Source organism: Priestia endophytica (assembly GCF_026790145.1).
In the GTDB taxonomy this organism is placed as follows: Bacteria; Bacillota; Bacilli; order Bacillales; family Bacillaceae_H; genus Bacillus_I; species Bacillus_I endophytica_A.
On the sequence record NZ_JALAMS010000003.1, the window covers coordinates 236,211 to 249,625 of the forward strand.

16 protein-coding genes and 1 riboswitch are annotated in these 13,415 nt (G+C 36.6%); of the genes, 14 read left to right on the forward strand and 2 right to left on the reverse strand.

What is annotated here, in order from left to right; all coding sequences use genetic code 11:
- Positions 1-40: 40 nt before the first annotated feature.
- From MOC86_RS05360 to tenA, 12 genes are all read left to right on the forward strand, one after another.
- Positions 41-1,513: a DEAD/DEAH box helicase gene (locus tag MOC86_RS05360; protein WP_268583135.1), complete on the forward strand. Its 1,473-nt coding sequence runs from the start codon at positions 41-43 to the stop codon at positions 1,511-1,513.
- Positions 1,510-2,211, forward strand: coding sequence for a ComF family protein (locus tag MOC86_RS05365; RefSeq protein WP_268583137.1), 702 nt, complete (start codon positions 1,510-1,512; stop codon positions 2,209-2,211). Before MOC86_RS05360 ends, MOC86_RS05365 begins: the two co-directional genes overlap by 4 nt.
- Before the next feature lie 94 nt (positions 2,212-2,305).
- The gene (locus MOC86_RS05370) at positions 2,306-2,674 is read left to right on the forward strand and encodes a hypothetical protein (RefSeq protein WP_268583139.1); all 369 of its coding nucleotides are present in this window, start codon (positions 2,306-2,308) and stop codon (positions 2,672-2,674) included.
- Positions 2,675-2,846: 172 nt separating this feature from the next.
- On the forward strand, positions 2,847-3,125 hold the full coding sequence (flgM, locus tag MOC86_RS05375; RefSeq protein WP_268583140.1) for a flagellar biosynthesis anti-sigma factor FlgM: 279 nt from the start codon (positions 2,847-2,849) through the stop codon (positions 3,123-3,125).
- 3 nt (positions 3,126-3,128) lie between these two features.
- Positions 3,129-3,602, forward strand: a complete 474-nt coding sequence (locus tag MOC86_RS05380; RefSeq protein WP_268583142.1) for a flagellar protein FlgN — start codon at positions 3,129-3,131, stop codon at positions 3,600-3,602.
- A 20-nt stretch (positions 3,603-3,622) separates the two neighbouring features.
- On the forward strand, positions 3,623-5,056 hold the full coding sequence (gene flgK / locus MOC86_RS05385) for a flagellar hook-associated protein FlgK (protein WP_268583143.1): 1,434 nt from the start codon (positions 3,623-3,625) through the stop codon (positions 5,054-5,056).
- A 13-nt stretch (positions 5,057-5,069) separates the two neighbouring features.
- Positions 5,070-5,951 carry a flagellar hook-associated protein FlgL gene (gene flgL / locus MOC86_RS05390; RefSeq protein ID WP_268583144.1) on the forward strand — a complete coding sequence of 294 codons (882 nt, stop codon included), beginning with the start codon at positions 5,070-5,072 and terminating at the stop codon, positions 5,949-5,951.
- 80 nt (positions 5,952-6,031) lie between these two features.
- Positions 6,032-6,466: a flagellar assembly protein FliW gene (gene fliW / locus MOC86_RS05395; RefSeq protein WP_268583145.1), complete on the forward strand. Its 435-nt coding sequence runs from the start codon at positions 6,032-6,034 to the stop codon at positions 6,464-6,466.
- A gap of 11 nt (positions 6,467-6,477) precedes the next feature.
- Entirely contained in the window at positions 6,478-6,705 is a 228-nt protein-coding gene (csrA, locus tag MOC86_RS05400) for a carbon storage regulator CsrA (RefSeq protein ID WP_268583146.1), read from the forward strand.
- Between the two features lie 84 nt (positions 6,706-6,789).
- Complete coding sequence (locus MOC86_RS05405) at positions 6,790-7,047, forward strand: hypothetical protein (protein WP_268583147.1); 258 nt, start codon at positions 6,790-6,792, stop codon at positions 7,045-7,047.
- A gap of 41 nt (positions 7,048-7,088) precedes the next feature.
- Positions 7,089-7,190: riboswitch (TPP riboswitch) on the forward strand.
- 85 nt (positions 7,191-7,275) lie between these two features.
- Positions 7,276-8,559 carry an acetylornithine deacetylase gene (locus MOC86_RS05410; protein WP_268583149.1) on the forward strand — a complete coding sequence of 428 codons (1,284 nt, stop codon included), beginning with the start codon at positions 7,276-7,278 and terminating at the stop codon, positions 8,557-8,559.
- Positions 8,556-9,233, forward strand: a complete 678-nt coding sequence (gene tenA, locus MOC86_RS05415) for a thiaminase II (protein ID WP_268583150.1) — start codon at positions 8,556-8,558, stop codon at positions 9,231-9,233. Before MOC86_RS05410 ends, tenA begins: the two co-directional genes overlap by 4 nt.
- Before the next feature lie 196 nt (positions 9,234-9,429).
- On the opposite strand, the gene MOC86_RS05420 is transcribed toward tenA, so the two are convergent.
- On the reverse strand, positions 9,430-9,597 hold the full coding sequence (locus MOC86_RS05420) for a hypothetical protein (RefSeq protein WP_019394881.1): 168 nt from the start codon (positions 9,595-9,597) through the stop codon (positions 9,430-9,432).
- 353 nt (positions 9,598-9,950) lie between these two features.
- Between MOC86_RS05420 and MOC86_RS05425 the strand changes: the two genes are divergently transcribed.
- Positions 9,951-10,205, forward strand: a complete 255-nt coding sequence (locus MOC86_RS05425; protein WP_019394882.1) for a GlsB/YeaQ/YmgE family stress response membrane protein — start codon at positions 9,951-9,953, stop codon at positions 10,203-10,205.
- Between the two features lie 38 nt (positions 10,206-10,243).
- Here MOC86_RS05425 and MOC86_RS05430 read toward each other — a convergent pair whose 3' ends face one another.
- Positions 10,244-11,050, reverse strand: a complete 807-nt coding sequence (locus MOC86_RS05430; RefSeq protein ID WP_268583152.1) for a hypothetical protein — start codon at positions 11,048-11,050, stop codon at positions 10,244-10,246.
- Between the two features lie 626 nt (positions 11,051-11,676).
- Here MOC86_RS05430 and brnQ point away from each other — a divergent pair.
- Positions 11,677-13,032, forward strand: coding sequence for a branched-chain amino acid transport system II carrier protein (brnQ, locus tag MOC86_RS05435; protein ID WP_268583153.1), 1,356 nt, complete (start codon positions 11,677-11,679; stop codon positions 13,030-13,032).
- Positions 13,033-13,415: the final 383 nt, after the last annotated feature.

A 13,415-nucleotide genomic window follows, 5' to 3' on the forward strand; every position in this document is an offset into this window, starting at 1 on the left:
TTAAGAGAAGTTGATATAGTAAAAAGAAAAGAGGTGTTTTATGCTTTTTACTGTTGAAGATAATAAGCTTGTCTTCTCTCCTCAAAAGGGTCAACCGATTTCCTATCACTCTAACTACACTTTTTATCCCATAAATGATGCCTACCCTTTTTCACCGAAGCTTCAGGAAGAGTTATCACAACGAAAGTTGCTTCTTACCGAACTTTCAGTTCCATTTATCACACTTTATGAGCACTATAGAGAAGGATATGTTCAGATTATAAAAGGAATTAATAAAAAAAATGATAGATGTCAATGTAATCGTTGTGGAAATACTGCATTACAAAATTTTGGTGAATCTCCTTGTTATACCTGTAAAGAGATGTGTTTCTATTGTCGTGCTTGCATTGGAATGGGGAGAATCAGCATGTGCACACCACTTTTTATTTGGAGTGGCCCTATCTATAAGAAAAAGGAACGTTCAGCTTTCTTAGCATGGAACGGTAAACTGTCCGAGATGCAGCAAAAAGGAGCAGAGGCCATTAAAGAGACAATCAGAGGAAAAGGAGAACTCTTAGTTTGGGCCGTTTGCGGAGCAGGGAAAACAGAAATGCTTTTTGAAGGAATTAATTATGCTCTCTCACAAGGAGAGAATGTTCTTATTGCTACACCGAGAGCAGATGTTGTACGTGAATTAAAACTTCGTATAGCGCAAGCATTTCCTTACTCTTCTGTTATCGCTTTATATGGAGGCAGTGAAGACAAAGGAAAAAGTGGAGCTATTACGATTTCTACAACTCATCAAATGCTTCGGTATGAAAAAGCATTTGATGTAGTAATTGTAGACGAGGTAGACGCTTTTCCATTCTCATATGACAAAATGCTTCAACAAGCGGTAGAAAAGGTGAAAAAACAGAGTTGTGCAACAATCCTCCTCACTGCAACACCGAATCGTCAGTGGCAGCGGGAAATAAGAAGAGGAAGGAGAGATGCCTTTGTTCTACCTGCGCGCTATCATCGAAGAGAGATACCTGTACCACATATGATTTGGTGTGGAAACTGGAAAAAACAGCTCTTAAAAAACGAGCTTCCATGGAAACTTAAAAGATGGTTGAAGGAAAGAAGAGAAAAACAAGTCTTTTTGTTTGTACCATCGATTGAAGTGATTCCTAAAATTGTGGAAATTATAAAAAAAGAAGAAAAGCGGACAGAAGGAGTTCATGCAGAAGATCATGAGCGAGAGAAAAAGGTGCTACAGTTCCGAAATGGTGAAACACGCATTTTAGTAACAACTACTATTCTAGAAAGGGGAGTAACAGTCCCTAATACAGATGTGGCTGTTTTAGGCGCGGAGGAGGATATTTTTACAGAAAGTGCGCTCGTGCAAATTGGAGGAAGAGTGGGTAGAAGTGCTAATTATCCGAATGGTGATGTTACCTTTTTCCACTTTGGCCGCACTCGAGAGATGGTTCGAGCAAGAAAACAGATTATTTCTCTAAACGAGAAAGCGCGTAAGATGGGGCTTGTTGAATGAATGTCTGTCTATATTGTGAAGGAGTACATACGTCACAGTTTACATTCTCTCACTTTTTAGGAGGGGGAGAAACTGGCCTTTGTGAGCTTTGTCTTAAGAAATGCTTATTTATTAAAGAACCGTATTGTTTGCTATGCGGACGTAGCCTTCTTCATCTTTCTTCACAGTTTATTGATCATGATATTTGTAAGGATTGTGCTGTCTGGAAAACTTCTTCATATAGGGGAATGATGACAAAGAATCGCTCTTTACTTCACTATAATGATTTTATGAAAGAATGGATGAATCGTTTTAAGTTCCAAGGAGACTATGCGCTTTTGCCATCTTTTAAAAAGGAATGGCTTTCCCTTTTCTACAAACACTTTAAGACTTGCTCCCTTATCATTCCTATTCCTCTCTCAGAAGAACGCCATTGTGAAAGAGGGTTCAATCAATCTGAAGCTTTAGCTTCTCTTTTACCTCGTCAGATCGTCTCGCCCCTTTCTCGCATTCATACAGAAAAACAGTCCAAAAAGAATAAACAAGAGCGTCTACAAGAAGAGCTTTTTAGCTTCTCTTCCTCTCGGAAACTCAATAATGAAGAGGTTCTCCTCATTGACGATATTTATACAACAGGAGCGACTCTTTATAAAGCAAGTAAGGTGTTAAAACAAAACGGAGCGGGTCTTATTTCAGCAATGACATTAGCAAGAAGCTAAGATAAACAATTGTAAGAACTATCCGATAAGAAAGGTAACGGGGCGCGACTGCCTTTTTAGGAGAAGAGCGGAATGAAGGAGCGAAAGGGTAAGAATGTCACAACTATTAAACTGTCCGACGTGTGGAAGTTTGTTTATTCAGAATAGCTTTATTAGTGTTTGTAACGATTGCTATAAGGAAGAGATTGCTCACTATGAAAGAATAGGAGAGTTTATCCGTAATAGAAACAATCGACTCTTAACGCTTGAAGAAATAACAGAAGCTACTGGGGTGCCTATACCGCTATTCTATAAGTTTGTTCGTAAAGGGTGGCTTCAGCTTTCATATTTACCAAATGTATACTACCAATGTGAAGTCTGTCATCAAGAAACGCGTGAAGGAAGGATCTGTAATTCTTGTCGCTATGATTTTAGAAAAGATTTAGAGATTTATGAACGAGAACAAACTTTGAAAAGGGGATAAAGTTCTAGTTCTTTTGTCATGAAAAACCAAATAAAATGTAGAAAAAAGAAGAAAAATATGTTATTATTACTATTTTTATCATTTGTCTTAAATTCCTTTAAATCCTCTGTTTTTTTACCGATAATAAAAGAAAGATAAGATATAGCGGTAATTATTTCGTGAGGTGAGGAAAATGAAGATTAATCCTTTTCATTCATCAGGAATGAATCCATATCAAAACCAAACTGAAAAACAGAGACAGGTGGAAAGAAATTCTGTTACAAGACGTGATGAAGTTCAGATATCAACTCAGGCAAAGGAACTTCAGAAAACAAATAATTTTCAAAGCGAACGATCAGAGAAGATTGAACAATTAAAGGATCAGGTCCAGAATGGAACGTATAAGGTTGATGCGCATAAAGTAGCGTCTTCACTTGTTGACTATTATAAGAAACTTTCAAAAGGTGAATAAGTAATGAACATAGACCGGTTAGAGGCATTATTAGAAAAGCTTTTGTCACTTCATAAAAGTTTATTACATTTAGCTCAACAAAAAACAGAATGCTTGAAGGAAGAGAACGAAACAATGCTCTCAAAGCTAATGAATGAGGAGCAGTCTCATATAAAAGCTATAAAAAAACTAGAAGAAGCTCGCCAGCGAGAAGTGTTATTAATATGGGAAGAACCCCTTACACTAAGTGAGATTATCGAGAAGCTTCCGCTTCCTCAAAGAGCCAAATATGAGGTACTGAAGGAAGAGTTGAGCATTTGTCTTTTAGCATTAAAAGAGCGTAATGAACTAAATCAGCAGCTTCTGTATCATTCCCTACAAGTTGTGAATATGACTTTAGATATGTTCGGGAAGCAACCTAAAAACTTAAATTATCATAGTTCGCAGAAAGAGCGTCCTTCAGCTCCTAGTCGTTCTATGTTTGATAGTAAAGCATAAAAGAAACGGAGGAAAGACTGATGCGTTCTACATTTCAAGGACTTGAAACATCACTGCGGGCTCTTCATGCTCAGCAAGCAGCACTTCAAACAACTGGACAGAATGTTGCGAATGCCAATACAGCTGGCTATACAAGGCAACGAGCAAATTTGCAAGCGACTTCCCCATATCCTTCTGGTGGGATGAACTCGCCGCAAATAGCAGGAACGATAGGAACAGGGGTAGAAGCAAGCTCAATTGAGCGAATTCGTGATCAGTATCTTGATGCTCAATATCGTAGTGGCGAGGCACAAGTTGGCTATGCTGACATGGAAAGTAGTATCCTTAAGACTGTTGAAGCAATTATGAACGATCAAGAAGGTACAGGGCTTTCCGGAGCGATGGATGAATTTTGGAGCTCTCTTCAAGATCTTAGTATTAACCCAAATGATGAAGGAATTAAAACAGTTGTCCGTGAAAAAGCCGTTTCTTTAACAGATACACTCCATTATTTAAATAGTACCCTAACAACTGCACAAAAAGACCTTCAAACAGAAGTAAATGCAGCAAAAGATGATATTAACTCTATTGTATCTCAGATTGCAGATTTAAATCAGAAAATTGGTGAACTTGAGCCATCTGGTTACTTGCCAAATGATCTTTATGATCAACGTGATTTGCTTGTTGATAAGCTTTCAAGTTATATGGATATTAAAATCGAGCGCACTTCATCAGGCAGCGGAGCTAACAGAACCGCTGCAGGTATCTATACGATTAAGGTAGCTGGAAGCAGTGAAGCACTCGTACAAGGGAATATAGTGAACAAGGTTGAGACAGTTTCTAACGGAAGTGAGCTGGAAATCCAGGTTAATGGTACAACTGTGTCTCCAACAGGAAGTTTTCAAAATTTAATTCGTAACCTTGGCACAGACCAAAGTATCTATAAAACAACAATTGATCAGCTTGATCAGCTTGCACTAACTCTTGCAACAGAATTTAATAATATTCATGGAAATGGCTACAAGCAAGATGAAGAAAAAGGGAGCGACTTTTTTACGTTTTCATCAGAAAATGCTTCAAGCACAATCACACTTTCAGATGACATTATGAAGAGTACGGATAATATAGCAGTTGGAGCTGACGGAAATAAGAAAAGTGATGGAGGAAATGCAGCAAAACTTGCTGAACTTTTAAATCCCAATGTTGGAAATGGAGCAATTAGGTCTGCCTATAGTGAAATGATTGGGGAGATTGGTGTAAAAGTCCAAAATGCTAATAGACTAAGGGAAAATAGTGAAAATGTCAGAGATCTTCTTTCAACAAAGCGAGACAGTGTTAGCTCGGTTTCTTTAGATGAGGAAATGACAAATATGATTAAGTTTCAACATGCATATAATGCAGCAGCAAGAAGCATGACGGTCATGGATGAGATGCTTGACCGAATCATTAACAATATGGGCGTTGTTGGCCGCTAGTGGAGGGAAAACGATGAGAGTAACACAGTCCATGATTTCTCAACATACGTTGCATAATATGAGCAACAGCTATGAGAAACTAATGAATTTACAAGAACAAGCAACAAGTGGTAAGAAGTTGAACCGTCCATCTGATGACCCAATTGGTGCTGTTAAAAGCTTAAACTACCGAACAAATTTAAACGAGAATAACCAATATAAAGAGAATTTTACAGAAGCCTACAAGTGGCTTGATAACAGCGATGGTTCTCTGGAAGAAGCAAATAAAGCGATGCAACGAATTCGAGAACTTATAGTGAGCGCTTCAAATGGAACAAAACTTGAAGATGAGCGAGAAGCTATTAGACTCGAAGTGAGCGGACTAAAAGAACATCTTGTTTCAATTGCGAATAAAAACATTGAAGGAAAGTTTCTTTTTAACGGAATAAATACTGGACAAGCGCCAGTAAACAACAAGAGTGGAACAATTGTTGTAGGAGCTAGTGAGAAACCCATATCAATTGAACTTTCTAAAGGTCTTTCGATTGATGTTAGTACTGATGGAACGGGCGTTTTTAGTCAAGCTTTCTTTGATAATCTCACAAAGCTTGAACAAAGTTTAGCAGAAGGTTCATCAGGAGAGGAAATTGGTGATCAGCTTTCTGCAATGGATGAAAATATTAACGCTATTATAAGTGCTAGAACTCTCATCGGAGCTCGTACAAATCGTCTAGAAATTATGGAAGCACGTTTAAACGAGCAAGGAGAACTTCTTGAAAAGAAACTTTCAGATGTAGAAGATATAGATTTTGAAAAAGCAATTATGGACCTACAAATGCAGGAGACTGTTCAGCGGGCAGCATTAGCTGTGGGAGCTAAAATTATGCAGCCAAGTTTAGTAGATTTTCTAGCATAATAGACAGCAAAAGGCTCGGCATTTGCCGAGCTTTCTGTTTAAAAACGTTAAAAATAACAATACTATAAAGTGGTGAAAAGATGAAAATAGCAACGAAATATCATGGGGAAATAGAAGTGAATCGTGAAGAGGTGATTACTTTTTCGAAAGGTATTCCTGGTTTCTTAGAAGAAAAGAAATTTATTCTTTTACCTCTCAATGATGAAGACGTCTTCTTTTTACTTCAGTCTTTAAAAACACCAGATTTAGCTTTTGTGATTGCAGATCCGTTTGCTTTTTATAAAGAATATGACTTCAACCTAGCTTCCCACTATATGACAGAACTCGATATTACCTCAGAGAAAAATGTAATGGTCTATGCTTTTGTGACAATGATGGACCCATTTTTGGAGTCTACTATTAATTTACAAGCACCGCTTATTTTAAATCGTGAACAAAAAAGAGGAAGACAAATTATTTTAACAGGCACGGATTATAAAACTAAACATCCACTCTTTCAGAAGATGATGAAGTAGGGGGAATCTTTTTGCTTGTCTTAACACGGAAAATTGGCGAAAGTATTCGAATTGGAGAAGATATTGAACTGAAAATTGTAGATATTGATGGAGAACAAATTAAGCTAGGGATCAATGCTCCCAAACATATTGAAGTTCATAGACAAGAAGTGTACGAAGCAATCCAAATGGAAAATGAGCAAGCTGCAAGTCTTAAAGAAAATCTTATGAATATATTTAGGAATATGAACACTCCTTAAAGGGCTTTTTTTAATAAAACGAGGCGACGTTCCTATATCATCCTAAACCGCTTTTTGTTAGTATTTCTGTAAAGGAGGAACGCAATGTCTTATGGAAATTACGAACGAAATCTATCACTTTTCGTTATAGGTTTATTTTTTGCTTTCTTGACCGTTTTGTTTCCCCTCCTTGCGCTTATAACGTCGAGGGAACTTTTTTTAGACTTGATGGGTGTGACACTAGGAATTTCTCTTATCATTTGGGGTTTACATAAACTGCAAAGTTCAAAGGGAAAAGGACTTAGACGCATTTTAATTGGAGGATCTATTTTTATCTTTCTTATGATTAAGCTGTTGTCATGAACGTTTGCAATAAAAAAAGTATTATGATAATAATAGAGAAGTAAGACTACTAGGGGTGCCGTGAAAGGCTGAGAGAGACAAGTGTCTTGACCCTTACACCTGATCTAGGTAATGCTAGCGAAGGGAAGTGGTTGTCGAATTGTTTTATTTAGCATTCGTACATAATCACACCCCTTCACATTGTGAAGGGGTTTTTTCGTTTCCTTCGCTCTAATAAGGAGTGAAAGTATGGAACATATAGAAAGGATTTTAGGGGAAGTAGAGTTAAGAAAAGAAGAGCTAATCTCACTTATTGAGAAACTCGTAAAATTTAAAACACCTGCCCCTCCCGCCCGCAATACAAAGGAAGCACAAGAATTTGTGGCAAACAAGCTTAAACAAAATAAATTCGCAGTTGAAATGTGGGATGTTTATGAAAACGATCCAAATGTTGTGGGGGTTAAAAAGGGGAAGAATAGTGAAGAGTATAAAAGCTTAATTATTAACGGTCATATAGATGTGGCCCAAGTGGATGAAAACGAGCAGTGGGAACGTGATCCATTCCTTCCTTTTGTACGAGATGGATATCTCTTCGGCAGAGGAACTTCCGATATGAAAGGTGGATTAGGGTGCGCTCTTTTTGCATTAGAATTATTGGAAGAGTATGGCGTAGAACTTCCCGGTGATGTAATTTTTCAATCTGTGATTGGGGAGGAAGTAGGAGAAGCAGGAACAAAACAGTGCTGTGAAAGAGGGTATAGTGCTGATTTTGCACTTGTTGTAGATACAAGTGAAATGGTTATTCGTGGTCAGGGCGGTGTAATTACAGGCTGGATTACGGTAAAAAGTGATCAAACGTTTCATGATGGAACAAGACGACATATGATTGCAGCGGGAGGAGAAACGGTCGGAGCGAGCGCAATTGAGAAAATGATGAAAATTATTAACTGGCTCAATGAACTCGAAAGACATTGGATGGTTACAAAAACTTATGATGGTTTTCTCCCTGGAACAACAACAATTAATCCTGCTGTTATTGAAGGAGGTAGACATCCTGCTTTTGTAGCTGATGAGTGTCGCCTGTGGATTACAGTGCATTTCTATCCAAATGAAACTTACGAGAGTGTAACAAAAGAAATTGAAGATTATATTTTAAGAATGTCTCATGGTGACCTATGGTTAAGAAATCATCCTCCAAGCTTTAGGTGGGGGGGAGCATCAATGATCGAGGAAAGAGGAGAAATATTTCCTGCACTTGAAATTGATGAAACTCATGATGGAGTGAAAATGCTTCAGCATATCCACAAAGAGGTTTTGAAAAAACAAGTTGAAATAGAAATGTCTACCTCTGTCACAGACGGAGGATGGTTAGGGGAAGCAGGAATTCCAACCGTTATTTATGGACCAGGGGAAACAAAGTATGCACATGCCATAAATGAGCGAGTATCAATTGAGAGTTTAGTAGATTTCACAAAAGTATTAATTGAATTTATTTATAACTGGTGTCATACAAAAAAGGGGGAAAATAAATGACATTCTGTAAAGAACTTTATGCAAAAGCCAAACACATTTGGGACGCAAATCATAAGCATCCATTTGTTCAAGGGATCGGTCATGGCACTCTTCCAAAAGAAAGTTTTCGTCATTATATGATTCAGGACTATCTCTATCTCATTGACTATGCAAAACTTTTTGCGCTTGGAAGTGTGAAAGCGACTGATGTTGAAACAATGGGTAAATTTGGAGAAATTTTGCATTCTACGTTAAATGTCGAAATGGATCTTCATCGGCAATATGCGAAAAAATTTGCTATTTCAGAGGAAGAGCTTGAAAATGCTCAGCCTGCTTCCTCAACACTTGCCTACACGCATTATATGCTGCAAGTTGCTCAAAATGGTACACTTGCCGAACTTGTAGCAGCTCTTCTTCCTTGCATGTGGAGCTATAACGAAATTGGAAGGGAATTGGCTAAAATTCCAGGAGCTCTTGAACATGAGTTTTATGGAGAATGGGTAGAGATGTACAGTTCAAAGGAATTTGGTGAACTTTCAAATTGGTTAAAAGACTTAATGAACAAATTAGCAATAGGAAAATCAGAGGAAGAAAGAAAGAAACTAGAGGAGATTTTTCTAAATACAAGTCGATTTGAATTTCTTTTTTGGGATATGGCTTATCGCGGAGAAACGTGGCCTGAAGATATTCAATAAAAAAGGCACCGTTCATTGAGCGGTGCTAAACTTTGGCGTGAGCGAAATATATTATTAAGAGTAAATAGCGTTAATAATCTACTATCTCTACAATTCATTTCAAAATTACATTTTTAAATTTTCAAAAGTTTCAATTGATGGAACTCCATAAGGGTAATGTAAAGTTTATACCTTTAAAGGGGCCCATGTCCTAAAATTAAACAGCCGCCTTTTCAACGATGAATTCGTCATTATAATAAATAACTTGAGAGAGAATCTTGCAAGAGCAGTTCTCTAACTTTCCTAGCGCTTCCTTTGCCTCATGTTCATCGTCAAACTCGTACATTTTTACGTCTTGGTCTGCATAAACAGTAATTACCCACACGTTTTGTTTTCCTCCCTTTTTTGAATTTAAAAGATAAATTGTTTACCTTTTGATGCTATCATACGCCCTTTAGTAATTAATGTAAACCATAAAAACAATCTTTCTATAAAAGTTCATAAATTCATTTTGGTCATTATATTTATAGTAAAAAGAATGTCAAAGAGAGTCACGATGAATGTAAAAAAAGTTCTCATTACAAAGAAGTTTAAATAGAATTAAAGTTGAAGAAAAAGACAACTTTCAATTTTACTATAGGTTTAATTCCTATGTGCTCAATGATGTTTTTAAATTTTCCTTCTGGGTATACTTTAACTAAGCAACGAAAACAATCTTGATAAAGGAGGAGATAAGACATGTCGTGGTTATGGACAATTATTGTTGGTGGCATTATCGGTTGGCTTGCAGGAATTTTAACAGGTCGTGATGTCCCAGGTGGAATTATTGGAAATATTATTGCTGGTTTTATTGGAGCCTGGTTAGGTTCACTTATCTTTGGTAGCTTTGGCCCGACTGTTGGCGGTTTTGCCCTTATCCCTGCAATTATCGGTGCCGTCATCCTAGTTCTAATTGTTAGCTTTGTTATGAGAAAGATGCGACACGCATCATAATAAAAAAGAGTTTCCCTTTAAGGGAGACTCTTTTTTATTTATATATTTAGTAGTGAGCCATCTAAAGCCTTAATGTAGCGCTCGGCTGATCGTTGCACAGCTCTATTGGCATCTTCCTTTACACTACGGTGGAAAGCATTGTAAAGTCGATCGAAATGTAAAGGCTTTAATTGTTCTACCATTTCGCTCACTTTAGAGGCTGGTAGAGGGATTAGATTTGGGTAGCTATACATAAAGCTAACCCAGCGTTGATCTGCTACAACTTGAATAATATCTCCTGTAAGTAAGACACCATCTTCATTTTCCCAATGCAGTACAGCGCCTCCTTTAAAATGTCCTCCTAAGCGGTAAAGCGTAATATCCTGACTAATCTTTAACATCGAACCTTCCCAAAAAACGATATGTTCACTATCCCTCATAACCCACTGTTTGTCATCACCATGAATATAAAGGGGAACATTAAATGCCTCTGCCCACTCTACTTGAGTTGAATAATAATGAGGATGGGACAAGGCAATAGCATGAATTCCTCCTAGGCTCTTAACGTGCTCTATAGTTTTTTCATCAAGATAGGAAATACAGTCCCACAAAATATTCACTTCTTTTCCTTGAAGAAGATAAGCGGTTTGGCCAATGGCAAACGTGGGACTTGTTTTAATACTATAAAGGCCTTCTTCAGCTTGAGAGAAGATATTTCGGTATGAAGAGTCCTTTAGCTCTTCAAGTGTTGTCCACGATTGTCCATTAGGATTCACATACTGTCTTTCATCGTTGCAGATTATACACTTTTTAGGTTGTTGAATATTGTCATATTGAACACCACATGTTGTACATATATATAACATAATGTGAATAACCTCCTTTTTATCTATACTTTTATATTACATGAAGAGGAAGGGAGAATTAAGGATAAAAAGGTAAAGAAGTAAAATTTATGTATTCACAAGACCCTTGCTTACTTTCGGTTCTTATTACATATTTCAAACTGGAATGGCTTTTGGGATAAACATCTCAGTGCATGAAAAACAGAATATCTCTTAGAATGAAAGACGTTCCAACACAAAGCATTTTATGAATCAGAAATTAATTGAAAAAATCATACAAGTATTAATTTGTAGTTGAAAAAATAGGTTTTACCAAGAATCTTTTTACTAAATAAAGAATTATTGGGGATGATAAAATGAGATAGAAAGGGAAAAGAGGCGAGCTTGTTTTAATACAAGAGAGGTTCTTTTTCAGTAACTGTAAAGAAATATATGAAAAATTCTGGTTCTTTAGTCCTTTTGTTTGTTAGATTTAAAGCGTTTTCTTTTGGAAAAGGAAAAATAAAACTAAAATTATATATTGAAATACCGAAATTATACGTATATAATACGTTAATAGTTCTTAAAATTGTGTTCGATTATAATTTTCGGAAAATTTTAATTGTTTTCTACAATAGTTAATTTTAATTCTCACGGAGGTTTTGAATATGTCAACTAGAGTACCGACTTCCTTTGTTGTTGTTATCGGTCTTATGCTTTTTGCTCTTTTCTTTGGAGCAGGAAATTTAATATTCCCAGCCATGTTAGGCCAAACAGCGGGAGAACATATTTGGTCTGCAAACGCTGGATTCCTTGTAACAGGCGTCGGTTTGCCGTTACTTGGTGTACTTGCTCTTGGCTTTTCTGGTAAGGATGATTTGCAGTCACTAGCAAGCCGCGTAAATCCTGTTTTTGGACTTGTTTTTACGGTTGTTCTTTATTTAGCAATTGGGCCCCTATTTGCAATGCCAAGAGCAGGAACAGTGTCATATGAGATTGGAGTTCATCCATTTGTACTTCAATATTTAGGTGAAGATGCAGGGTTCTGGCCACTTCTTGTTTTTACGATTATTTTCTTTAGCATTGCGTGCTTTTTTTCACTAAATCCTGCGAAAATTGTCGATTTAGTAGGAAAAATATTGACTCCACTGAAGTTAACCTTTATTGGAATTTTGGTTCTTGTAGCTTTTATTAATCCTATTGGACCTTTCCAAGCGCCGCGTCCTGAATATATGACACATGCTTTTTCTAAGGGATTCCAAGAAGGGTACTTAACAATGGATACGTTAGCATCTTTTGTATTTGGGATCATCATTATTAATGCAATTAAACAAAAGGGAGCTAAAACAAAAGGGCAAATCATGAAAATTTGCGTGCAGGCGACTGTTATTGCAGCCGTGATTTTAGCTGTAATTTATACCGCGCTTTCTTATATGGGGGCATCAAGCGTTTCAGAGCTTGGTCACTTAGATAATGGTGGAACAGTATTAGCACGTGTTTCAGATTACTATTTCGGTTCTTATGGCGCTATTCTTTTAGGACTTATGATTACTGTAGCTTGCTTAACAACAAGCGTTGGCTTAATTACAGCTTGTTCAGCTTTCTTCCATAAGTTATTTCCGTCTGTTTCATATAAAGCTATTGCAATTACTTTATCTGTATTCAGTGCAATCATTGCTAATATTGGTCTTACTCAGCTTATTGCTATTTCAGTTCCAGTATTAACGATTATTTATCCACTAGCTATTGTGCTTATTTTCTTAACATTTTTACATCCTTTATTCAAAGGGAGAACAGAAATTTATCAAGGTAGTTTGATTTTAACATTTATTGTTAGTCTTTTTGATGGGCTAGGAGATGCGGGTGTTCATATTACATTTATCGACAATCTTTTCGGAAGTATTTTACCGTTATACTCAATTGGTTTAGGATGGATTGTTCCAGCAATTGTTGGAGGGGTAATTGGATATATTGTAAGCCTGCTTGTATCTAAAAGTTACTATAAAGAAGAGACAAGCAATTAAGGTTCAGTAAGAGAGCAGCTAGAACATTTTCTAGCTGCTTTTTTTATGGAGAAAAAAGCCTTTTTGTTATGTGAATTGATTAGTGACAAATGTTAATTTTACCTATATTATGGTAAATAAGAGTGGGGCTTAAGACTTATTATTGAAAATGGGATGAAGTTTAATTACAGAAAATATATAATGGAAAAGGAGTCTTTTTGAGACCTCTTTTTTGTTGATATAGTTTGTAGAAGAAGGGTAAAAGGTATACATAATTGTCAGTCAGAATATATTTAAAAATCACATCAGACCTTATCTCCGTTCCTTAAAATAACTTACGCTAAAATGAAAATTCTTTTTTTATTACATTAATGTGAACAATTTTTGTACACAACAGGGAGAAA